This window comes from Burkholderia sp. AcTa6-5, from assembly GCF_017815075.1.
GTDB lineage: Bacteria > Pseudomonadota > Gammaproteobacteria > Burkholderiales > Burkholderiaceae > Burkholderia > Burkholderia sola.
This window is the reverse complement of sequence record NZ_JAGIQE010000017.1, coordinates 124,342-146,759: the sequence shown is the minus strand read 5'-3', so window position 1 is coordinate 146,759 and position 22,418 is coordinate 124,342. Positions and strand designations below refer to the sequence as shown.

The following is a 22,418-nucleotide window of genomic DNA, read 5'->3' as shown; positions in this document are numbered from 1 at the left end:
TCGCCCACGCTGCCCGACGGCCGGGCTAGCGCCGGTAACGCGCGAGCGTCAGTCCCGACAGATCGATCTCCGGCGTCCGCCCCGTGACGAGATCCGCCACCACCTTTCCCGAACCCATCGACATCGCCCAGCCGGTGGATCCGTGGCCGACATTGAGCCAGAGACCATCGATCCCGCTCGCGCCGAGCAGCGGCGGCCCGTCCGGCGTCATCGGCCGGCGGCCGACCCAGAAACGCGCCGACGCGCGATCGGCCGCGTGCGGGAACCAGTCGTCGAGCACCTTCATCAGCGTGTCGAGCGCCTGCTGCCGCAACGCCGCGTGGCGGTTGCCGAGTTCCGCGGTGCCCGCGACGCGCAGCGTCGGGCCGAAGCGCGTGATCGCCGTCTTCAGCGATTCGTCCATCAGCGCGGCGCAGGGCGCCTTTTCATCGTCGGCGACCGCGAGCGTGGCCGAGTAGCCCTTCACCGGATAAAGCGGCACGTCGATGCCGTGCGGCCGCAAGAGGTCGGCGCTGTCGACGCCGAGCGCGACGACGATCGCGTCGGCGGCGAGCAGGGCGTCGCGTCGCGCGCCGGCGCCTGCATCGAGCGCGCCGACCCGCACGCCGCGCACCTTGCCGGCCGCGACATCGAGCATGCGAATCGCGGTGCGAAATCTGAACGTCACGCCGTTCGCTTCGCACAGCGCCCGCAGTTCGTGCGTGAAGCGCGCGCAGTCGCCCGCTTCGTCGTCGGGCAGGTAGATGCCGCCGACGGGCGCCTGCCGCGCCCAGCGCAGGCCCGGCTCGATCGCGGTGCAGCCGGCCGCGTCCAGTTCGCGAAACGCGATGCCGGCATCGCGCAGCACCTTCAGCGCGGGCTGCGCCATCTGGACGTCGAACGCGCCGCGCAGCAGTTGCAGGTAACCGCGGCTCGCGCCGTAGTCGAATGGATAGCGCTCGCGAAACGCATGCAGGCACGCGCGGCTGTAATACGCGATGCGCTGCATCCGCTGCTTGTTCACGCGGAACCGCTCGAACTCGCATTCGCGCAGCCAGCGCGCGATCCAGCGCCACTGGGCGGCATCGAGCGTCGGCCGGAAGATCAGCGGCGACGCGGGCTTGAACAGGTACTTGAGGATCTTGCCGGGCATCCCGGGCGCGGCCCACGGCGTCACGTAGCCGGGTGCGATCACGCCCGCGTTGCCGAGGCTGGTCGCTTGCGCGACGTCGGCCTCGCGTTCGATCACGGTGACGTCGCAGCCTGCTTCGCGCAGGTGCCAGGCGGTGGTGACGCCGATCACGCCGGCGCCGAGAACGATCACGTGCATGCGGTGTCCGGGATGAAACGGTGGCTCACGACGCGACGGCCGGATCGTCGGCGAGCGACTTGCCGCGCGTTTCCGGCAGCACGAGCGCCGCGACGATCACGAGCAGGTAGCCGCCGCCCGCGACGAGGCCGATCGCCTTCACGAGCGACATCGATTGCGACAGCGCGCCGACGAGGATCGGGAAGAACGAGCCGAGCCCGCGGCCGAGGTTGTAGCAGAAGCCCTGGCCCGAGCCGCGGATCGCGCCCGGATACAGCTCCGACAGATACGCGCCGACGCCCGCGAAGATGCCTTGCACGACGATGCCGAGCGGAAAGCCGAGCAGCAGCATCGCGGTATCGGTGATCGGCAGCATCGTGTACGCCATGCCGAGCGAGAAAGACCCGATCGCGAACAGGATGAACGACGCGCGGCGGCCGAGCCGGTCGGACAGGATCGCGCCGACCACGTAGCCGACGAACGAGCCGACGATCAGCACGACCAGATAGCCGCTCGTGTTGAACACCGACAGGTGACGCACGGTTTTGAGATAGGTGGGCAGCCACGTCGTGATCGCGTAGTAGCCGCCGAGCATGCCGGTGCACAGCGCGCTGCCGAACAGCGTCGCGCGCAGGTGCGGCGGCGAGAAGATTTCGAGGAAGTGGCCCGACACACGGCCTTCGTCGCGCGCGCGGCGCGTGGCCGTGTAGATGTCGGGATCGCTGACGTTGCGGCGGATGTACAGGATCCACAGCGCGGGCACGATGCCGATCCAGAAGCACGCGCGCCACGCGACCTGCTCGGGCAGCAGTGCGAAGAACGCCCAGTAAAGGATCGCGGCCGCGCCCCAGCCGAACGACCAGCTGCTCTGCACGGTGCCGACGGCCTTCGCGCGATGCTCGGGCGAGCGGATCGTCTCGGCCATCATGATCGTCACGACCGACCATTCGCCGCCGAAGCCGAAACCCTGCAGCGTGCGCGTGGCGAGGAGCTGCCAGAACGAATGCGTGAAGCCGGACAGGCACGTGAACAGCGCGAACGTCGCGATCGTCCACTGCAGCACGCGCACGCGGCCGTAGCGGTCGGCGAGGATGCCGGCGACCCAGCCGCCGATCGCCGACGAGATCAGCGAACTGGTCGCGATCATCCCGGCTTCGCTCTTCGTCATGCCCCAGGTGGCGATCAGCGTCGGAATCAGGAACGAATAGATCATGAAGTCGAACGCATCGACCGCATAGCCGCCGAATCCGGCGTACAGCGTCCGGCGCTCGCGCGTCGACAATGCGTTGAACCACTGGAATGCCTGCATGCTTGCCGCCCCCTCTCTTGTCTCGTCCCGCGTTGCCGCGTCGCGTCGCGGTTATTTTACGGGCGCGTTCCGGCGCGCCAAAAAGGCGGATGCAGGGTCGTGCGGGAAAGCGGGGAGGAGGAAAGACGCGTCAGAGCGTCAGGCCGCCGTCGACGTGGATGACCTGGCCGGTGATCTGCCGCGCCGCATCCGACAGCAGGAACGCGATCAGCGCGGCGACGTCGTCGGGTTCGGCGATGCGGCCGAGCGGCGTCGCCTGTTCGGCCTGCGCCCACGCGGCGGCGTTGCCGGCGCTCGGCCCGTGGTCCTTGCGCGTGAAGCCCGGTGCGACCGCGTTGACGGTGATGCCGGGCGCGGCGAATTCGGCGGCTGCGCTACGCACCAGCGATTCCAGCGCGGCCTTCGCGGCGGCGGTCGCCGCGAACGGCGCATCGGCGCGGTAGCGGTGTGCGACGAACGAACTGACCGCGACGATCCGCGGGGCGGCCGACGCTTCGAGCAGCGGCCGCGCGCGGCCCGCGAGCGCGGAGAACGCACCGGGCATCACCGCGAACGCGGACGCGAGCGCATCCGCGGACAGATCGGAAAAGGATTGCCGCGCGGCGAAGCCGGCGTTTGCGACGAGCTGGTCGAGCCGGCCGAAGCGGGTGGCGACGGCATCGACGAGCGTCGCGGCAATACCCGGCTCGCCGAGATCGCCGGTCAGCGTCAGGCATTCCGCGCCGGCCGCCGTGCACGCTTGTGCGACGTCGGCGAGCCGTGCGCGTGCCGCATCGTCCGCGCCGCGCGCATGCAGCGCCAGCGCGACGCCGGGTGCCGCGAGCCGCCGCGCGAGCGCCGCGCCGATCCCCGCACCTGCGCCGGTGATCAGCGCAATCCGCACGAGGTGCGCGGCGCGTGGGCTCACGCAGCGACCTTGTCGTCGTCGTTCACGCGCTCGACGTTGATCGTGCCGATATGGAACGCGGCCAGCGATTCGCGGTGCGCGATGCTGACGATCGCGGCCTTCGGCAGCCGTTCGGCGAACAGGTGATAGAGGCGCGCTTCGTTGTCCGCATCGAGCGCGCTGGTCGCTTCGTCGAGGAACAGGAAGTCGGGCTTGTGCAGCAGCACGCGCGCGCCGGCCAGGCGCTGCTGTTCGCCCGGCGACAGCACGCGGGTCCAGTGCGCGGTTTCGTCGAGGCGCTCGACGTAATCCCCGAGGCGGCACGCGCGCAGCGCATCGCGGCACGCTTCGTCGCTGAACGCGTCGGGCGTCGCCGGATAGGTGAGCGCGGCCTTCAGCGTGCCGATCGGCAAGTAGCTGGTTTGCGGCACGAACATCATCCGCGCGCCGACCGGCGCGTCGATCGCGCCGTCGCCGAACGGCCACAGGCCCGCGAGCGCGCGCATGAACGTGCTCTTGCCGGAACCCGACTTGCCGATCACGAGCCAGCGCGAACCGGGCTCGATCGTGACGTCGCCGATGTTCGCCAGCGCGTTGCCGTTCGGCAGCGCGAGCTTCAGCGACGACGTGGACAGTTTCGCTGTGTCGACGTAATGCAGGTTGATGCCGCCGTGCTCGGTCGCGGGCGACAGACTTTCCTTCAGGTGCGACGTGCCCATCACGCGCTTGAATTCGCGCAGACGGTTGACGGTGGCGCGCCATTCGACGAGGGTCGAGTAGCTGTTGATGAACCACGAGAACGAATCGCTGACGGTGCCGAACGCGGACGAGATCTGCATCAGCACGCCGAACGAGAACGCACCGGCAAAGTAGCGCGGCGCGGCCACGACGAGCGGGAAGATGATCGCGATCTGTCCGTAGAAGCTCAGCACGAACGTGAGCCGCTTCGTGTACTTCATCACGCGCCACCAGTTGTCGCGGATGCGCATGAAGAGGGTCTGCGCGTTGCCGGTCTCGGTCTTCTCGCCGTCGTAGAACGCGATCTGCTCGGCGTTCTCGCGCACGCGGATCAGCCCGAAGCGGAAATCGGCCTCGACGCGCTGCTGCTGGTAGTTGATCGACACGAGCGGATGGCCGACCTTCTGGATGATCAGCGAGCCGACCACCGCGTACAGCGCGGCCGCCCACACCATGTAGCCGGGAATCGCGATCGGCGTCGCGCCGAGCGTGAACGTCAGCGCGCCGGCGAGCGACCACAGGATCGTGATGAACGACACGAGCGTGACGACCGTCGACAGCAGGTCGAGCGACAGCGCGAGCGTCGTGGTCGCGAACGACTGGAGGTCGTCGGTGATCCGCTGGTCGGGGTTGTCCGCGAGGCGGTCACGCTCGATCCGGTAGAACGCGCGATCGCCGAGCCACTGGCCGAGGAAGCGGTCGGTGAGCCACTGGCGCCAGCGGAAGCCGAGCATTTGCCGCAGGTAGCGGCCGTACACGGCGAGGATGATGAATGCAAAGGCGAGCGCGGAGAACTGCATCAGCAGGTTCGGGAAGTCGTGGACGTCCTTCGACTGCAGCGCGTTGTAGAACTGCGCGTTCCATTTGTTCAGCCGGACGTTGATCCAGACCACGCAGAGGTTGATCGCGATGATCGTGACCAGCAGCCCCCACGCGATTTTCCATTCGGACGATACCCAGTAGGGCTTGATGAGGCTCCATGCGGATACCGGGCGCTCGTCCTGCGGCGCGTCGGAGGCGGAGCGGACGGGATCGATCGATTGGGTCATGTGCTTCCTGATGATGAGCCGGCGCGCGGGCCCGGGCGAAACCGGGGGCGCGCCGCGATAACGCATGCCGGGGTGCGGCGCCGACTGACGGCGGGCGTCCGGATGGTCGCCCGTGCGTCTTAAACGGCACTTAAAAACCGGCGGTGACGCGGCAACCGGCCGCTCGCGCGGCCGGCCTGCGGGCATTGTGCCAGAGCGGCGCGACACGCCGGCGAAATTGCCGCAAGGGGGACAGTTTGCGGCGCTTTCCGCTTTTATGGTCTAATGGCCGACGACGAAACAGGGGTGCTTCGTGGCGCGGCCGGCGGATGTTCCGGGCAGCGCGGCGAGGCTGAGAAAGACCCTTCGCACCCGATCCGGGTAATACCGGCGAGGGAAGTTTCTGATCCCGCCGGGCCGCGCTGGCCGCCATCCCACATGGTCAGCGCCCGAGTCCCGCCCGGCCGGCCTTTGCTGCCGGTTTCGTCCTTTTGGGTACGCGCATTGCGCGTTACGGAAGGAATGATGGCCGCACAATCTTCAGTCTTTTGCAGGGTCCCCGGCCCGATATCGCATGCGTTCGCATGCGACGGCGCGCGCGCGTCGGCGTTCGTCGCGCGTGACCGCGCGGAGGGCGCACGATGAACGTCCGCGATGCACGGCCCGATTTCGCGGTGCTCGGCGGCGGTCTCGTCGGCCGCCTGATCGCGTGGCGCCTCGCCGGCGACGGGCACCGCGTCGCGCTTTACGAGCGCGGCGGCCCCGACGGCGAGCAGTCGGCCGCGTGGATCGCGGCCGCGATGCTCGCGCCGCTCGCGGAAGCCGCCAGCGCGGAGCTGCTGATCACCGAGCTCGGCGCCGCGTCGCTCGCGCGCTGGCCGCAGTGGCTCGCGGAACTGCCCGAACCCGTCTTCTTCCAGCAGCACGGCACGCTCGTCGTCTGGCATCACGCGGACCGCGCGGAGGCGCCGTTGTTCGAGCGGCGCGTGCGCGCGAATGCGCCGGACGACTTGTTCGACGGCGGCTTCGTGACGCTGGCCGGTGCGCAGGTCGACGCGGCCGAACCCGCGCTCGCGGGCCGCTTCGCGCGCGGGCTGCTGCTGCCGCGCGAAGGCCAGCTCGACAATCGCCAGGCGCTGCGCGCGCTCGCGGCGGGCCTCGCCGAACGCGGCGTCGCGCTGCACTGGCACACGCCGGTCGACGACGCGAACCTGCCCGCCGCGCATTTCACGATCGATTGCCGCGGGCTCGGCGCGAAACCCGCGCTGCCTGCGCTGCGCGGCATCCGCGGCGAAGTCGCGCGCGTGCACGCGCCCGGCATCGGGCTCACCCGGCCCGTGCGGCTGCTGCATCCGCGCTACCCGCTGTACGTCGCGCCGAAGCAGGACGATCTCTATGTGATCGGCGCGACCGAGGTGGAGGGCGAGGACATGTCGCCTGTCAGCGTGCGCTCCGCGCTCGAACTGCTGAGCGCGGCGTTTTCCGTGCATCCGGCGTTCGGCGAGGCGCGCATCCTCGAACTCAACGCGCAGTGCCGGCCGACGCTGCCCGATCATCGCCCGGCGGTGATCTGGGACGGCGCGTCGACGCTCGCCGTCAACGGCCTGTACCGGCACGGCTTCATGATCGCGCCGGAAGTCGCGCACGCGGCCGTCGCGTTCGCGCAGGCCGCGCTCGGCGGCGCGCTCGGCAATCCCGACGCGTTCGCCGCGTGGCGCGACGCCGCGCGCTGGCCGACGCTGCTTCATCACCGCAACGACGCGCGCCAGCCGGCCTGACGCGCGCCGCCGACCGAATCCGACCGAGCCTCATGGATATCCAGATCAATCAACAGACCCTGACGTTGCCCGACGGCGCGACCGTGGCCGACGCGCTGGCCGCGTACGGCGCGCGTCCGCCGTACGCGGTGGCGCTGAACGGCAACTTCGTCGCGCGCACGCAGCATGCGGCGCGCGCGCTCGCGGCGGGCGACAAGCTCGACGTCGTGCACCCCGTTGCGGGCGGCTGAGCGCCGCCGGTCCGTCCCCGCTCTTCCAGGAAAACGACATGACGTCCCACCCCTCCGCCGATGCGCTGACGCTGTACGGCGAAACTTTCGCAAGCCGCGTGCTGCTCGGCACGTCGCGCTATCCGTCGCTGCAGTCGCTGTCCGATTCGATCGCCGCGTCGCGTCCCGGGATGGTGACGGTCGCGCTGCGCCGCCAGATGACGGGCGGCACCGCCGAAGCCGGCTTCTTCGACCTGCTCAAGCGCCACGCGGTGCCGCTGCTGCCGAATACGGCCGGCTGTCAGACCGTCGCCGAAGCGGTGACGACCGCGCACATGGCGCGCGAGGTCTTCGATACCGACTGGATCAAGCTCGAACTGATCGGCGACGACTACACGCTGCAGCCCGACCCGGTCGGGCTGATCGAGGCCGCCGCGCAACTGGTCAAGGACGGCTTCAAGGTGCTGCCGTACTGCACCGAGGATCTCGTGATCGGCCGGCGCCTGCTCGACGTCGGCTGCGAGGCGCTGATGCCGTGGGGCGCGCCGATCGGCACCGGCAAGGGCGTCGTGAATCCGTACGGGCTGCGCGTGCTGCGCGAACGGCTGCCGGACGTGCCGCTGATCGTCGACGCCGGGCTCGGCGTGCCGTCGCACGCGTGCCAGGTGATGGAATGGGGCTTCGACGGCGTGCTGCTGAACACGGCCGTGTCGCAGGCCACGCACCCGGAGATCATGGCGCGCGCGTTCGCGCAGGGCGTCGAGGCCGGCCGCGCCGCGTATCTCGCCGGCCCGATGGATGCGCGCGACACCGCGCACGCGAGCACGCCGGTCGTCGGGATGCCGTTCTGGCACCAGGATGGGGGCGGCGCATGAGCGCGCGTTTCGCCGATGCGTTCTGGCCGCCGGCCGACGAGCTGGCCGAAGCGGCCGAGCGGATTCGCGCGCGGCTCGGCGACTGGCCGGACGGCGCGGCGCCGTGGCGGCTCTGCGTGGCGGCGCCTGACGTGCCCGCCGATGGCGATGTGCTGATCGTGTCGGCCGGCGATCGTGCCGCGCAGGCGCGCGCGTCGGCCGTGTCGCGGCCTGCGTCGCCGGACGCGGTGGCGATCGAATTCGACGAGCAGGGCGCCGTGCTGCATGCGGCCGGCGTGCGCTACGCGCTCGACGCCGCGCATCCGCTCGCGGACGACTGGATCGCGGCGCTCGCCGCGTTCCTCGATTGCGGCTTCGCGCCGGTCGACGCGCTGGTGCTCGCGCTGGCGTGGCGCGACGGCGACGAGACGGGCGCCGCCGATGCATGGCCGGTCGATGCCGCGCAATTCCCGCGCGTCGCCGGGCTGCCGCCTGCGCCGGAACCGGCATTTGCGCCGTGTCCCGCGCGGCTCGGCCTCTATCCGGTCGTGCCGAGCGCCGAATGGGTCGAGCGCGTGCTCGACGGCGGCGCGCGAACCGTGCAACTGCGCGTGAAGGACGCGACGCCGGACGCGCTGCGCCGGGAAATCGCGCGCGCGGTCGCGGCCGGGCGCCGCTATCCCGATGCGCGCGTGTTCATCAACGATCACTGGCAAATCGCTGCAGAAGAAGGCGCATACGGCGTGCATCTCGGCCAGGAGGATCTCGAAACGGCCGATCTGGCAGCGATCGCGCGCGCGGGCCTGCGGCTCGGACTGTCGAGCCACGGTTATTACGAGATGTTGCGGGCGCTGCACGAGCGGCCGAGCTATCTCGCGCTCGGCCCCGTGTACGCGACCGCCACGAAGGCCGTCGCCGCGCCGCCGCAGGGCCTCGCCAGGATTGCCCGCTACGCGCGCTTCGCCGGCGCGAGCGCGCCGCTCGTCGCGATCGGCGGGGTCGGGCTCGACACGCTGCCGGCCGTGCTGGCGACGGGCGTCGGCAGCGTCGCGGTGGTCAGCGCGGTCACGGGCGCGGACGACTATCGGACGGCGCTTGTTGCGCTGCAGCAGTGCTTTGCCCGACAATTTGACAATCATTGACCGCAGGGCCCGGAACGGCGTCACGACATCATTCCAATGCAGGCCCTATAATTCGGCGTTCTGCGTAAAAGGACTGTCAGCTCCGTGAGCCCCACTCCTACCGAGACCCTGCTGGAACTTCGCGACGTCGACTTCGGCTACGGCGACCGCCTCGTCCTGTCCAACCTGAACCTGCGCTTCGGGCGCGGGCAGGTCGTCGCGGTCATGGGCGGCTCGGGTTGCGGCAAGACCACCGTGCTGCGCCTGATCGGCGGCCTCGTGCGCGCGAACCGCGGCCAGGTGCTGTTCGACGGCGCCGACGTCGGCGCGCAAACGCGCGACGGCCTGTATGCGCTGCGCCGCAAGATGGGCATGCTGTTCCAGTTCGGCGCGTTGTTCACCGACATGTCGGTGTTCGAGAACGTCGCGTTCGCGCTGCGCGAGCATACCGACCTGCCCGAAGACCTGATCCGCGATCTGGTGCTGATGAAGCTGAACGCGGTCGGGCTGCGCGGTGCGCGCGACCTGATGCCGTCCGAGGTGTCGGGCGGGATGGCGCGCCGCATCGCGCTGGCGCGCGCGATCGCGCTCGATCCGCAGCTCATCATGTACGACGAGCCGTTCGCGGGCCTCGATCCGATTTCGCTCGGCATCACCGCGAACCTGATCCGCACGCTGAACGAGGCGCTCGGCGCGACGTCGATCCTCGTCACGCACGACGTGCCGGAATCGTTCGCGATCGCCGACTACGTGTATTTTCTGGCCAACGGCGGCGTGCTTGCGCAGGGCACGCCCGACGAGCTGCGCGCGTCGACCGATCCGAGCGTGCGGCAATTCATCGACGGCGCGCCGGACGGCCCGTTCAAATTTCATTACACGAGCCCGCCGCTTGCAGCGGATTTCGGCCTCGGCGGAGGGCGCGCATGATCAGCGCGATCGGACGTTACGTCATCGGCGGCCTCGAGCGGGCGGGCTACGGCACGCGCCTGTTCGTGCGCCTCGTGCTGGAATTCTTCCCGCTGCTGCGCCGGCCGCGGCTGGTCACGAAGCAGATCCATTTCCTCGGCAACTATTCGTTCGTGATCATTGCCGTGTCGGGGCTGTTCGTCGGCTTCGTGCTCGGCCTGCAGGGGTATTACACGCTGAACCGCTATGGTTCCGAGCAGGCGCTCGGCCTGCTGGTCGCGCTGTCGCTCGTGCGCGAGCTCGGCCCCGTCGTCACCGCGCTGTTGTTCGCGGGCCGCGCGGGCACGTCGCTGACGGCCGAGATCGGCCTGATGAAGGCCGGCGAGCAACTCACCGCGCTCGAGATGATGGCGGTCGACCCGATCAAGAACGTGATCGCGCCGCGCATGTGGGCGGGCATCATCGCGATGCCGCTGCTGGCCGCGATCTTCAACGCGGTCGGCGTGCTCGGCGGTTACTTCGTCGGCGTCGTGCTGATCGGCGTCGATCCGGGCGCGTTCTGGTCGCAGATGCAGGGCGGGGTCCAGGTCTGGGCCGACGTCGGCAACGGCGTGATCAAGAGCATCGTGTTCGGGTTCGCCGTGACCTTCATTGCACTGTTTCAAGGGTATGAAGCGAAGCCCACGCCCGAAGGCGTGTCGCGCGCGACCACCAAGACGGTCGTGTTCGCGTCGCTCGCCGTACTCGGCCTCGATTTCCTGCTGACCGCGCTGATGTTCAGCTAAGCCTCAGCCAAGCCAAATTTTGGGATGACGATGAAAAAGACTGCTCTCGACTTCTGGGTCGGCCTGTTCGTGGTGGTGGGCTTCCTTGCGGTGCTGTTCCTGGCGCTGAAGGTCGGCAACATGAGCTCGCTGTCGTTTCAGCCGACCTACTCGGTGAGAATGAAATTCGACAACATCGGCGGGCTGAAGCCGCGCGCGGCCGTGAAGAGCGCGGGCGTCGTGGTCGGCCGCGTGAAGTCGATCGGCTTCGACACGAACACGTACCAGGCGCTCGTCACGATCGACGTCGACGGCCAGTACCCGTTCCCGAAGGATTCGTCGGCGAAGATCCTGACGTCGGGCCTGCTCGGCGAGCAATATATCGGCCTCGAGCCGGGCGGCGACACCGAAATGCTGAAGGCGGGCGATACGATCACGATGACGCAGTCGGCGATCGTGCTCGAGAACCTGATCGGCCAGTTCCTGTACAGCAAGGCCGCCGATGCGGGCGGTGCGAAGCCGGCATCGGGCGCGCCCGCCGCACCCGCCGCACCCGCACCAGTGGCGGTGCCGGCATCGGCGGTGTCCGGTTCGGCCGGCCAATAACCACACGAGAGAAAACAAGAGGGAATGACCATGCACACGATCCGCATCAGGCACGCCGCGCTGGCGATGGCGGCAGTCGCCGCGTTGAGCGGCTGCGCGACCGTGCAGACGCCGACCAAGGGCGATCCGCTCGAAGGCTTCAACCGGACGATGTACAAGTTCAACGACACCGTCGATACGTACGCGCTGAAGCCGGTCGCGAAGGGCTATCAGTACGTGGTGCCGCAGCCGGTGCGCGACAGCGTGACGAACTTCTTCTCGAACATCGGCGACGTCTACATCGCGGCGAACAACATCGTGCAGCTGCGGATCGCGGACGGCGTCGGCGACATCATGCGCGTCGTGATCAACACGGTGTTCGGCGTCGGCGGCCTGTTCGACGTCGCGACGATCGCGAAGCTGCCGAAGCACACGGCCGACTTCGGGATCACGATGGGCCGCTACGGGATGCCGTCGGGCCCGTATCTCGTCCTGCCGCTGCTTGGGCCGAGCACGCTGCGCGACACGGCCGGCCTCGGCGTCGACTACGTCGGCAACCCGCTCACCTACGTGAAGCCGGACGGCCTGAGCTGGGGCCTGTTCGGCGTGAACCTGGTCAACACGCGCTCGAACCTGCTCGGCGCGGGCGACGTGCTGGATGCCGCGGCACTCGACAAGTATTCGTTCGTGCGCAACGCGTACCTGCAGCGTCGCCAGATGCTGATCAGCAACGCGCGCGGCGAGGCCGCCGCGACGTCGAGCAACGACGCGCTGCCGAAGTACGACCTGCCGGAAGACGGCGCGGCACCGGCGGCAGCCGGCGCGGCCGGTACGGCGGGCGCGGCAGCGGTGGGCGGCGCGGCGCCGGCGCCCGCGTCGGGCGCGGCGGTTGCTGCGCCGGCCTCGGGCACGGCCGAATCGCCGAACCCGGCCAGCGAGACGAACGTGCCGGCGATGCAGGTGGCGCCTCCGTCGCCGGGCGGGTTCCGGTTCCCGAGCATCCGGCTGCACTGACGGATTTACATTCGTTACAGCCGGAAACGATTCAGTCGGTAGCGTATGCGAACTTGCGCGTAAGCTACCTGCTCCAACCTTCGCATCGACTCATTCATGCAGGCCACTATGATGAAAAAACTGTTCCTGATCCCCGTTTTCGCGGCGCTGTTCTCGTTCGGCAGCGCGGCTCACGCCCAAGTCGACCAGTCGAACCCGCAGGCGCTGATCAAGACGGCGACGCAGCAGGTGCTCGACGAAGTCAAGCAGCAGACGATCAAGCAGGGCGACACCAATCGCATCATCACGATCGTCAACAAGGACATCCTGCCGTACACCGATTTCCGCCGCACCACGCAGCTCGCGATGGGCCGCAACTGGCGCACCGCGACGGCCGAGCAGCAACAGCAGGTTCAGGAGCAGTTCAAGCTGCTGCTGATCCGCACGTATTCGGGTGCGCTCGCGCAGCTGAAGCCGGACCAGCAGATCCAGTACCCGCCGTTCCGCGCCGATCCGGCCGACACCGACGTCGTCGTGAAGACGGTCGCGATGAACAACGGCCAGCCGGTCCAGATCGACTACCGCCTGTACAAGACGGCGAACGGCTGGAAGGTGTATGACCTGAACGTGCTCGGCGCGTGGCTGATCCAGACGTACCAGCAGCAGTTCAACGAGAAGATCCAGCAAAGCGGCGTCGAAGGGCTGATCCAGTTCCTGACGCAGCGCAACCAGCAACTTGCCGCCGGCAAGCAAGCGTCGTGAGCGGCTTCGAAGCCGGCTCCTCGCTGACCGTCGCGAGCGCGAAGTCCGCGCTCGCGGACGGTCTTGCGCGCATCGGCGCGGGCGCGACCGCCGTCGATTGCGCGGCGCTCACGCAGTTCGATTCGTCCGCGCTCGCCGTGCTGCTCGCATGGCAACGTGCCGCCAAAACGCGCGGCGCAGCCCTCGACATCCTCAATCTCCCTCCGAAGCTCGCCAGCCTCGCGCGCGCGTACGGCGTCGACGCGCTCATCGAAGGCACCGGCCGACATTGACGCTGTCCGATCGACGCCTGCCGCGCCAGCCGGCGCGCGCACGCTTCACGCCGCGCGCCGCCGGCGCCGGCTCCCCCAGCCGGTTTGCCCTATAATCAAGCGTTTTGCGGGGCAGCCAATCGGCGTCCGGCCCCCATTTTCTTTCGCAGCAAGCACAAAATAGGCGTCGCGGCCCTGGCGTCGCGCACAGTCATGTCAGCCATAGAAATCCGTCACGTCAAGAAGCGCTACAAGTCGCTTCAGGCGCTCAAGGGCGTCAGCCTGTCGGTCGAGGAAGGCGAGTTTTTCGGTCTGCTCGGCCCCAACGGCGCAGGTAAGACCACGCTCATCAGTATCCTCGCCGGACTCGCCCGGGCCGACGAAGGCAGTATCTCGGTGCGCGGTCACGACGTCGTCCAGGATTTCCGCAACGCGCGCCGCTCGCTCGGCGTCGTGCCGCAGGAACTCGTTTTCGACCCGTTCTTCACCGTCCGCGAGACGCTGCGAATCCAGTCCGGCTATTTCGGGCTGCGCCGCAACGACGACTGGATCGACGAAGTGATGGCCAATCTCGATCTCACCGAGAAAGCCGACGCGAACATGCGCGCGCTGTCGGGCGGGATGAAGCGCCGCGTGCTCGTCGCGCAGGCGCTCGTGCACCGGCCGCCGGTGATCGTGCTCGACGAGCCGACCGCTGGCGTCGACGTCGAATTGCGCCAGACGCTGTGGAAATTCATCTCGCGCCTGAACCGCGAGGGCCACACGATCGTGCTGACCACCCATTACCTCGAGGAAGCCGAGTCGCTGTGCGACCGCATCGCGATGCTGCGCCGCGGCGAAGTCGTCGCGCTCGATCGCACCGACGCGCTGCTGCGCCGCTTCGCGGGCCTGCAACTGTACCTGCGGTTCGCGACCGGCGCGCTGCCGGCCGAGCTGCGCGGGCTGGAAACCGACCCGGCCGCGCGCGCGCCGGGCGAGCACCTGCTGCGCCTCGCGAGCTACGACGAGGTCGAACGCATCCTCGCGCAATGCCGTGCGGCCGGCTGCACGTTCGACGAGATCGAGGTCCGCAAGGCCGACCTCGAGGATGTGTTCGTCCAGGTGATGAACGGGGCCGAGGTCATCGAGGGTCTGGCATGAATCAACACTCCCCACGCGAACTGCGTTCGCTGCCGCTCGAAGGGGCGGCCCGGCGCGTGCCGGGAAACGGGTTTCGAACGCTGTTCTACAAGGAACTGCTGCGTTTCTGGAAGGTGTCGTTCCAGACGGTGTGCGCGCCGATCGTCACGGCGTTGCTGTACCTGACGATCTTCGGCCATGCGCTGTCGGGCCGCGTCGAGGTGTATCCGGGCGTCGAGTACGTGAGCTTTCTCGTGCCGGGCCTCGTGATGATGAGCGTGCTGCAGAACGCGTTCGCGAACAGCTCGTCGTCGCTGATCCAGTCGAAGATCACCGGCAACCTGGTGTTCATGCTGCTGCCGCCGTTGTCGTATCGCGACATCTTCGGCGCGTACGTGCTCGCGTCCGTCGTGCGCGGGCTCGCGGTCGGCGCCGGCGTGTTCGTCGTGACGATCTGGTTTATCCCGATGCACTTCGCGGCGCCGCTGTTCATCATGGCGTTCGCGCTGCTCGGTTCGGCGATTCTCGGCACGCTCGGCCTGATCGCCGGGATCTGGGCCGAGAAATTCGACCAGCTCGCCGCGTTCCAGAACTTCCTGATCATGCCGCTGACGTTCCTGTCCGGCGTGTTCTATTCGACGCACTCGCTGCCGCCCGTGTGGCGCGAAGTGTCGCGTCTCAACCCGTTTTTCTACATGATCGACGGCTTCCGTTTCGGGTTCTTCGGCGTGTCCGACATCAACCCGTTCGCGAGCCTCGCGATCGTCACCGGTTTCTTCGTGCTGCTCGCGCTGATCGCGATGCGGCTGCTCGCGACCGGCTACAAACTGCGTCATTGATATCGACAGGCAGCGGCCGCCCCGGGGCGGCGTGCGCCGACAGGAGCCTTACACCATGTTGCCGACTCCCGAACAGGTCAAGCAATACATCGCCGGCGGTCTCGCCTGCACGCATCTGGAAGTCGAAGGCGACGGCCAGCATTTCTTCGCGACGATCGTGTCGGCGGCCTTCGAAGGCAAGCGGCCGATCCAGCGGCACCAGCTCGTCTATGCGGCGCTCGGCGATCGCATGAAGCAGGAAATTCACGCGCTCAGCATGAAGACGCTGACGCCCGCCGAATGGCAGAACGCATAAACGGAAATCACTGAGTGCAAGTCACCGTCAACGAGCGCGACGCCGTCCAGAGCGTCGCCACGGCACACCCGGCCGCCAACGGGGAATCGCAGGGACAGGGGATGGACAAGCTCGTGATCGAAGGCGGTCGCCGCCTGGCCGGCGAGATCGTCGTGTCCGGCGCGAAGAACGCCGCGCTGCCGATCCTGTGCGCGGGGCTGCTCAGCGCCGAGCCGGTCGAGCTCGACAACGTGCCGAACCTGAAGGACGTGCGCACAACGCTGAAGGTGCTGAACCAGATGGGCGTGAAGAGCGAGACCGACGGCGGCCGCGTGCAGCTCGACGCGTCGCGCGTCGACAACCTCGTCGCGCCGTACGAGCTCGTGAAGACGATGCGCGCGTCGATCCTCGTGCTCGGCCCGCTGCTCGCGCGCTTCGGCGAGGCGAAGGTGTCGCTGCCGGGCGGCTGCGCGATCGGCGCGCGGCCGGTCGACCAGCACATCAAGGGCCTGCAGGCGATGGGCGCCGAGATCAGCATCGAGCACGGCTTCATCGAAGCGCGCGCGAAGCGCCTGAAGGGCGCGCGCATCGTGACCGACATGATCACGGTGACGGGGACGGAAAACCTGCTGATGGCCGCGACGCTCGCCGACGGCGAGACGGTGATCGAAAACGCCGCGCGCGAGCCGGAAGTGAGCGATCTCGCACACTTGCTGGTCGCGATGGGCGCGAAAATCGACGGCATCGGCACCGATCGCCTCGTGATCCAGGGCGTCGAGCGGCTGCACGGCGCGCGCCATTCGGTGATCCCCGACCGTATCGAGGCCGGCACGTTCCTGTGCGCGGTCGCGGCGGCCGGCGGCGACGTGATGCTGACGGGCGTGCGCCCGCACATCCTCGACGCGGTGATCGACAAGCTGCGCGAAGCCGGCGTGTCGATCGAGGAAGGCAACAGCTGGCTGCGCGTGAAGATGGACCGCCGCCCGTCGGCGGTGACGATCCGCACGTCGGAATACCCGGCGTTTCCGACCGACATGCAGGCGCAGTTCATGGCCCTCAATACGGTCGCGACGGGCACCGCGCAGGTCGTCGAAACCATTTTCGAGAACCGCTTCATGCATGTGCAGGAGCTGAACCGACTCGGCGCGAACATCACGATCGACGGCAACACGGCGCTCGTGACCGGCGTCGACAAGCTGTCCGGCGCGAACGTGATGGCGACCGACCTGCGTGCGTCGGCGAGCCTTGTGATCGCCGGGCTGCGTGCGGACGGCGAAACGCTCGTCGACCGCATCTATCACCTGGACCGCGGTTACGACCGCATGGAAACCAAACTGACCGCCGTTGGCGCGAACGTGCGCCGCCTCTCCGGGAGCCAAGCATGACCGCGCCGCTGACCCTCGCCCTGTCGAAGGGCCGGATTTTCGAGGAAACCCTGCCGCTGCTGGCGGCGGCCGGCGTGCAGGTGGCCGAGGATCCGGAAACGTCGCGCAAGCTGATCCTGCCGACGACCGACCCGAACCTGCGCGTGATCATCGTGCGCGCGAGCGACGTGCCGACCTACGTCGAATACGGCGCGGCCGATTTCGGCGTGGCCGGCAAGGACGTGCTGGTCGAGCACGGCGGCTCCGGCCTGTACCAGCCGATCGATCTGAACATTGCGCGCTGCCGGATGTCGGTGGCCGTGTCCGCCGGTTTCGACTACGCGAACGCGGTACGCCAGGGCGCGCGCCTGCGGGTCGCGACGAAATACGTCGAAACGGCGCGCGAACACTTCGCCGCGAAGGGCGTGCACGTCGACCTGATCAAGCTGTACGGGTCGATGGAGCTGGCGCCGCTGGTCGGGCTGGCCGACGCGATCGTCGACCTCGTCAGCTCGGGCGGCACGCTGAAGGCGAACAATCTGGTCGAGGTCGAGGAGATCATGGCGATCTCGTCGCGCCTCGTCGTGAACCAGGCCGCGCTCAAGCTGAAGCGCGCGGCGCTCAAGCCGATCCTCGACGCGTTCGAACGCGCGTCGCAGAATGGCGGTTGAGCGCATCACCGTAACGGAACTCCCATGGCCATCACCATCCGCAAGCTCGATTCGACGAACGAAGGCTTCGGCGCCGCGCTGCGCGCCGTGCTCGCATTCGAGGCGAGCGAAGACGAAGCGATCGAGCAGTCGGTCGCGCAGATCCTCGCCGACGTGAAGTCGCGCGGCGACGCCGCGGTGCTCGAGTACACGAACCGCTTCGACCGGCTGAGCGCGAACAGCGTCGCCGCGCTCGAACTGCCGCAGGACGCGCTGCAGACGGCGCTCGACGGCCTCGCGCCGAAGGCGCGCGCGGCGCTGGAAGCGGCGGCGGCGCGGGTGCGCGCGTACCACGAGAAGCAGAAGATCGAGTGCGGCACGCATAGCTGGCAGTACACGGAAAGCGACGGCACGGTGCTCGGCCAGAAGGTCACGCCGCTCGACCGCGTCGGCCTGTACGTGCCGGGTGGCAAGGCCGCGTATCCGTCGTCGGTGCTGATGAACGCGATTCCCGCGCGCGTCGCGGGGGTCGGCGAGATCGTGATGGTCGTGCCGACGCCGGACGGCGTGAAGAACGACCTCGTGCTTGCCGCGGCGCTGCTCGGCGGCGTCGATCGCGTGTTCACGATCGGCGGCGCGCAGGCGGTCGGCGCGCTCGCGTACGGCACGGCGACGGTGCCGGCCGTCGACAAGATCTGCGGCCCCGGCAACGCGTACGTCGCGTCGGCGAAGCGCCGCGTGTTCGGCACGGTCGGTATCGACATGATCGCCGGGCCGTCGGAAATCCTCGTGCTGTGCGACGGCACGACCGATCCGAACTGGGTCGCGATGGACCTGTTCTCGCAGGCCGAGCACGACGAACTCGCGCAGTCGATCCTGCTGTGCCCGGACGGTGCGTTCCTCGATCGCGTCGAGAAGGCGATCGACGAGCTGCTGCCGACGATGCCGCGCCAGGACGTGATCCGCGCGTCGCTCGAAGGCCGCGGCGCGCTGATCAAGGTGCGCGACATGGCCGAGGCGTGCCGGATCGCGAACGACATCGCGCCGGAACACCTCGAAATTTCGGCGCTGGAGCCGCAGCAATGGGGCCAGCAGATCCGCCACGCGGGCGCGATCTTCCTCGGCCGCTACACGAGCGAGAGCCTCGGCGACTACTGCGCGGGCCCGAACCACGTGCTGCCGACGTCGCGCACCGCGCGCTTCTCGTCGCCGCTTGGCGTGTACGACTTCATCAAGCGCTCGAGCCTGATCGAGGTCAGCGCGGAAGGCGCGCAGACGCTTGGCGAGATCGCGTCCGAGCTCGCCTACGGCGAAGGGCTGCAGGCGCACGCAAGGAGCGCCGAGTTCCGGATGAAGGGCTGACCGCGCAGGGTGCGCGGGCCGGGCGGGCGCCGCGGCGCCGGCGCCGGTCGCCCCGGATCGGGGCAGGGGACGAGCGCAGGGCGGCAGCCGCCGCCTTGCCGACCATTTGATGCCGGCGCGATGCACGCCGGCTTGAGACCATGACGACGCCACAAGACATCATCCGCCGCGACGTGCTCGCGATGACGAGCTATCCGGTTCCCGACGCGAGCGGGTTCGTGAAGCTCGACGCGATGGAGAACCCGTATTCGCTGCCGGCGCCGCTCGCCGCGGCGCTCGGCGAGCGGCTCGCGCAGGTCGCGCTGAACCGCTACCCGGCGCCGCGTCCGGCCGCGCTGCTCGACAAGCTGCGCCATGCGATGCGCGTGCCGGCCGGCTGCGACGTGCTGCTCGGCAACGGCTCCGACGAAATCATCAGCATGATCTCGGTCGCGTGCGCGAAGCCGGGCGCCAAGGTGCTCGCACCGGTGCCGGGCTTCGTGATGTACGAGCTGTCGGCGAAGTTCGCGCAGCTCGAATTCGTCGGCGTACCGCTGAAGGCGGACCTGACGCTCGACGCCGACGCGCTGCTTGCGGCGATCGCCGAGCACCGGCCGGCGATCGTCTATCTCGCGTATCCGAACAACCCGACCGGCACGCTGTACGACGACGCCGACGTCGAGCGGATCGTCGCGGCCGCGCGGCACAGCCTGATCGTGATCGACGAGGCGTACCAGCCGTTCGCCGAGCGTTCGTGGCTGCCGCGCGCCGGCGAGTTCGACAACGTCGTCGTGATGCGCACGGTGTCGAAGCTCGGCCTCGCGGGCATCCGGCTCGGCTATCTGGTCGGCTCGCCCGCATGGCTGAACGAGTTCGACAAGGTGCGTCCGCCGTACAACATCAACGTGCTGACCCAGGCGACCGCCGATTTCCTGCTCGACCACCTCGACGTGCTCGACGCGCAGGCGGCCGAATTGCGCGCGGAACGCGCGCGCCTCGCGCAGGCGGTGGCCGCGCTGCCGGGCGCGACGGTGTTCCCGAGCGCCGGCAATTTCCTGCTGGTGCGCGTGCCGGACGCCGCGGCCGTGTTCGATGCGCTGCTCACCGAGCGGGTGCTGGTCAAAAACGTGAGTAAAATGCATCCGTTACTGGCCGAATGCGTGCGGCTGACCGTCGGTTCTCCCGACGAAAACGCCCGCCTGCTGGCCGCCTTGAAACTCGCGCTGCCCGGTTGAGCCCAGGGCGCGGCGGCGCGCGACGATCAATCCCCATTTACATAGACTCAATCAAGGAATTGCCATGCGTGTGGCGGAAGTCGTTCGCAATACCAGCGAAACGCAGATCCGTGTGAAGCTCGATCTCGACGGCACCGGCCGGCAGAAGCTGGCCACCGGCGTGCCGTTTCTCGACCATATGCTCGACCAGATCGCGCGACACGGTCTGGTCGATCTCGAGGTCGAAGCGCACGGCGACACGCATATCGACGATCACCACACGGTCGAGGATGTCGGCATCACGCTCGGTCAGGCCGTCGCGAAGGCGATCGGCGACCGCAAGGGCATCCGCCGCTACGGCCATTCGTACGTGCCGCTCGACGAGGCGCTGTCGCGCGTCGTGATCGACTTCTCCGGCCGGCCGGGCCTCGAATTCCACGTGCCGTTCACGCGCGCGCGGATCGGCACGTTCGACGTCGACCTGTCGATCGAATTCTTCCGCGGGTTCGTGAACCACGCGGGCGTCACGCTGCATATCGACAACCTGCGCGGGATCAACGCGCACCATCAGCTCGAGACCGTGTTCAAGGCCTTCGGCCGCGCGCTGCGCGCGGCGGTGGAGCTCGACGAGCGCGCGGCGGGGCAGATTCCGTCGACGAAAGGCAGCCTCTAACTTCCGAACGGACGACGCCAAGGACAACCTCACGGCTTCGGCGCGGCGCGCCGGCTTGCGATGGATCTGCTCAAATCGTTCATTTCGCTGCTCGCGCTGATCAATCCGGTCGGCGCGGTGCCGTTCTTCCTGAGCCTGACGGCGCAGCAGACGGACGACGAGCGGCGGCGCACGATCCGGATCGCATCGGTGTCGGTGTTCTGCGTGATGACGGTGACCGCGCTGCTCGGGCAGCAGATCATCAACTTCTTCGGCATTTCGGTCGGGTCGCTCGAAGTGGGCGGCGGGATCATCATGCTGCTGATGGCGATCAACATGCTGAACGCGCAGATCGGCAACACGCGGTCGACGCCGGAGGAGCGCCACGAAGCCGAGCTGAAGGACAACATCGCGGTCGTGCCGCTCGCGATTCCGCTGCTCACGGGCCCCGGCTCGATCAGCACGGTGATCATCTATGCGGCGAACGCGCATCACTGGTATGAGCGGGCCGGGCTGGTCGCGATCGGCGCGGTCCTGGCTTTTCTGTGTTTCGTCGCGATGCGGCTCGCCGAGCCGATCGCGACCTGGATCGGCCGCACCGGCATCAACATCGCCACGCGGCTGATGGGTCTGATGCTGTCGGCGCTGGCGGTGGAATTCATCGTCAATGGACTGAGGGCGCTACTGCCTGCACTGAGATGAAAACTTCGATTGCGATTGTGGATTATGGGATGGGTAACCTGCGCTCGGTCGCGCAGGCGCTCAAGAAGGCCGAACCGGCCGCCGACGTGGCGATCGTCGACACGCCGGCCGCGATTCGCGCGGCCGACCGCGTCGTGCTGCCCGGCCAGGGCGCGATGCCCGACTGCATGCGCTGCCTCGGCGAGTCGGGCCTCCAGGAGGCCGTGATCGACGCGTCGCGCACGAAGCCGCTGCTCGGCGTGTGCGTCGGCGAGCAGATGCTGTTCGACTGGAGCGCGGAAGGCGACACGAAGGGCCTGGGCCTGCTGCCCGGCAAGGTCGTGCGCTTCGATCTCGACGGCCAATTGCAGGACGACGGCTCGCGCTTCAAGGTGCCGCAGATGGGCTGGAACCGCGTGCGCCAGGCGCAGCCGCACCCGCTGTGGGACGGCGTGCCCGACGACGCGTATTTCTACTTCGTGCACAGCTATTACGTGAGCCCGGACAACCCGGCGCACACGGTTGGCGAAACGGCCTACGGCGCGCCGTTTACGTCCGCGGTCGCGCGGGACAACATCTTCGCGACCCAATTCCACCCGGAGAAAAGCGCGGAGGTCGGATTGCGTCTGTATCGCAACTTCGTCCACTGGAAGCCGTAAAACGTGGCGCGCGAGCCACAGTCGACCTGGCCGAACGGCCTGTCGCGCGGGGCGCTCGCGCGTAAGCGCCGAAAGAGTTGTACTAAACTAGCGAGACGGCGCGGCACCGGTTTGGCCGGTACGCGCCTGATTCTTTTCATTTTCCACGACGAC

General features: G+C 68.4%; 24 protein-coding genes and 1 riboswitch. Of the genes, 20 read left to right on the top strand and 4 right to left on the bottom strand.

The genetic code is table 11. The features are described from left to right. Positions 1 to 25: 25 nt before the first annotated feature. From J8I33_RS22735 to J8I33_RS22720, 4 genes are all read right to left on the bottom strand, one after another. Positions 26 to 1,309, bottom strand: a complete 1,284-nt coding sequence (locus tag J8I33_RS22735; RefSeq protein ID WP_209926783.1) for a D-amino acid dehydrogenase — start codon at positions 1,307 to 1,309, stop codon at positions 26 to 28. 25 nt (positions 1,310 to 1,334) lie between these two features. After that, entirely contained in the window at positions 1,335 to 2,597 is a 1,263-nt protein-coding gene (locus J8I33_RS22730) for an MFS transporter (protein WP_050013138.1), read from the bottom strand. Between the two features lie 130 nt (positions 2,598 to 2,727). Continuing rightward, positions 2,728 to 3,504: an SDR family oxidoreductase gene (locus tag J8I33_RS22725; RefSeq protein ID WP_050013137.1), complete on the bottom strand. Its 777-nt coding sequence runs from the start codon at positions 3,502 to 3,504 to the stop codon at positions 2,728 to 2,730. Further along, on the bottom strand, positions 3,501 to 5,270 hold the full coding sequence (locus J8I33_RS22720) for an ABC transporter ATP-binding protein/permease (protein ID WP_209926782.1): 1,770 nt from the start codon (positions 5,268 to 5,270) through the stop codon (positions 3,501 to 3,503). Before J8I33_RS22720 ends, J8I33_RS22725 begins: the two co-directional genes overlap by 4 nt. A gap of 271 nt (positions 5,271 to 5,541) precedes the next feature. After that, positions 5,542 to 5,665: riboswitch (TPP riboswitch) on the top strand. 225 nt (positions 5,666 to 5,890) lie between these two features. On the opposite strand from J8I33_RS22720, the gene J8I33_RS22715 reads away from it, so the two are divergent. The 20 genes from J8I33_RS22715 to hisH all read left to right on the top strand — a co-directional run bounded on the left by J8I33_RS22715 (position 5,891) and on the right by hisH (position 22,265). Continuing rightward, entirely contained in the window at positions 5,891 to 7,027 is a 1,137-nt protein-coding gene (locus J8I33_RS22715) for an FAD-dependent oxidoreductase (protein ID WP_124557206.1), read from the top strand. Between the two features lie 32 nt (positions 7,028 to 7,059). Then, positions 7,060 to 7,257, top strand: a complete 198-nt coding sequence (thiS, locus tag J8I33_RS22710; protein ID WP_027783340.1) for a sulfur carrier protein ThiS — start codon at positions 7,060 to 7,062, stop codon at positions 7,255 to 7,257. Positions 7,258 to 7,295: 38 nt separating this feature from the next. Continuing rightward, positions 7,296 to 8,111, top strand: coding sequence for a thiazole synthase (locus J8I33_RS22705; RefSeq protein ID WP_011546614.1), 816 nt, complete (start codon positions 7,296 to 7,298; stop codon positions 8,109 to 8,111). Continuing rightward, a complete protein-coding gene (gene thiE, locus J8I33_RS22700) occupies positions 8,108 to 9,232 on the top strand; it encodes a thiamine phosphate synthase (protein WP_089488087.1) in 1,125 nt (374 codons plus the stop codon). Before J8I33_RS22705 ends, thiE begins: the two co-directional genes overlap by 4 nt. Before the next feature lie 84 nt (positions 9,233 to 9,316). Beyond that, a complete protein-coding gene (locus tag J8I33_RS22695) occupies positions 9,317 to 10,138 on the top strand; it encodes an ABC transporter ATP-binding protein (RefSeq protein WP_050013134.1) in 822 nt (273 codons plus the stop codon). After that, positions 10,135 to 10,902, top strand: coding sequence for a lipid asymmetry maintenance ABC transporter permease subunit MlaE (gene mlaE / locus J8I33_RS22690; protein WP_050013133.1), 768 nt, complete (start codon positions 10,135 to 10,137; stop codon positions 10,900 to 10,902). The genes J8I33_RS22695 and mlaE overlap by 4 nt, the downstream gene beginning before the upstream one ends. A gap of 24 nt (positions 10,903 to 10,926) precedes the next feature. Beyond that, positions 10,927 to 11,487, top strand: a complete 561-nt coding sequence (gene mlaD / locus J8I33_RS22685) for an outer membrane lipid asymmetry maintenance protein MlaD (RefSeq protein ID WP_050013132.1) — start codon at positions 10,927 to 10,929, stop codon at positions 11,485 to 11,487. A gap of 30 nt (positions 11,488 to 11,517) precedes the next feature. After that, on the top strand, positions 11,518 to 12,480 hold the full coding sequence (locus J8I33_RS22680) for a VacJ family lipoprotein (protein WP_050013178.1): 963 nt from the start codon (positions 11,518 to 11,520) through the stop codon (positions 12,478 to 12,480). A gap of 111 nt (positions 12,481 to 12,591) precedes the next feature. Next, positions 12,592 to 13,221: an ABC transporter substrate-binding protein gene (locus tag J8I33_RS22675; RefSeq protein ID WP_050013177.1), complete on the top strand. Its 630-nt coding sequence runs from the start codon at positions 12,592 to 12,594 to the stop codon at positions 13,219 to 13,221. Continuing rightward, on the top strand, positions 13,218 to 13,493 hold the full coding sequence (locus J8I33_RS22670) for an STAS domain-containing protein (protein ID WP_050013131.1): 276 nt from the start codon (positions 13,218 to 13,220) through the stop codon (positions 13,491 to 13,493). The genes J8I33_RS22675 and J8I33_RS22670 overlap by 4 nt, the downstream gene beginning before the upstream one ends. Before the next feature lie 192 nt (positions 13,494 to 13,685). Then, positions 13,686 to 14,612: an ABC transporter ATP-binding protein gene (locus J8I33_RS22665; RefSeq protein ID WP_050013130.1), complete on the top strand. Its 927-nt coding sequence runs from the start codon at positions 13,686 to 13,688 to the stop codon at positions 14,610 to 14,612. Next, entirely contained in the window at positions 14,609 to 15,430 is an 822-nt protein-coding gene (locus J8I33_RS22660; protein ID WP_245172318.1) for an ABC transporter permease, read from the top strand. The genes J8I33_RS22665 and J8I33_RS22660 overlap by 4 nt, the downstream gene beginning before the upstream one ends. A 55-nt stretch (positions 15,431 to 15,485) precedes the next feature. Continuing rightward, the gene (locus J8I33_RS22655; protein ID WP_006477131.1) at positions 15,486 to 15,725 is read left to right on the top strand and encodes a BolA family protein; all 240 of its coding nucleotides are present in this window, start codon (positions 15,486 to 15,488) and stop codon (positions 15,723 to 15,725) included. Positions 15,726 to 15,739: 14 nt separating this feature from the next. Beyond that, the gene (gene murA, locus J8I33_RS22650; protein WP_209939104.1) at positions 15,740 to 17,089 is read left to right on the top strand and encodes a UDP-N-acetylglucosamine 1-carboxyvinyltransferase; all 1,350 of its coding nucleotides are present in this window, start codon (positions 15,740 to 15,742) and stop codon (positions 17,087 to 17,089) included. Next, positions 17,086 to 17,739, top strand: a complete 654-nt coding sequence (hisG, locus tag J8I33_RS22645) for an ATP phosphoribosyltransferase (protein WP_050013128.1) — start codon at positions 17,086 to 17,088, stop codon at positions 17,737 to 17,739. Before murA ends, hisG begins: the two co-directional genes overlap by 4 nt. 24 nt (positions 17,740 to 17,763) lie before the next feature. Beyond that, positions 17,764 to 19,080, top strand: coding sequence for a histidinol dehydrogenase (gene hisD, locus J8I33_RS22640; RefSeq protein ID WP_209926778.1), 1,317 nt, complete (start codon positions 17,764 to 17,766; stop codon positions 19,078 to 19,080). 140 nt (positions 19,081 to 19,220) lie between these two features. After that, entirely contained in the window at positions 19,221 to 20,294 is a 1,074-nt protein-coding gene (hisC, locus tag J8I33_RS22635; protein WP_124557210.1) for a histidinol-phosphate transaminase, read from the top strand. A 64-nt stretch (positions 20,295 to 20,358) separates the two neighbouring features. Next, entirely contained in the window at positions 20,359 to 20,946 is a 588-nt protein-coding gene (hisB, locus tag J8I33_RS22630; protein WP_011546606.1) for an imidazoleglycerol-phosphate dehydratase HisB, read from the top strand. A 60-nt stretch (positions 20,947 to 21,006) separates the two neighbouring features. Then, entirely contained in the window at positions 21,007 to 21,627 is a 621-nt protein-coding gene (locus tag J8I33_RS22625) for a YchE family NAAT transporter (protein WP_050013125.1), read from the top strand. Further along, on the top strand, positions 21,624 to 22,265 hold the full coding sequence (gene hisH, locus J8I33_RS22620; RefSeq protein WP_050013124.1) for an imidazole glycerol phosphate synthase subunit HisH: 642 nt from the start codon (positions 21,624 to 21,626) through the stop codon (positions 22,263 to 22,265). Before J8I33_RS22625 ends, hisH begins: the two co-directional genes overlap by 4 nt. Positions 22,266 to 22,418: the final 153 nt, after the last annotated feature.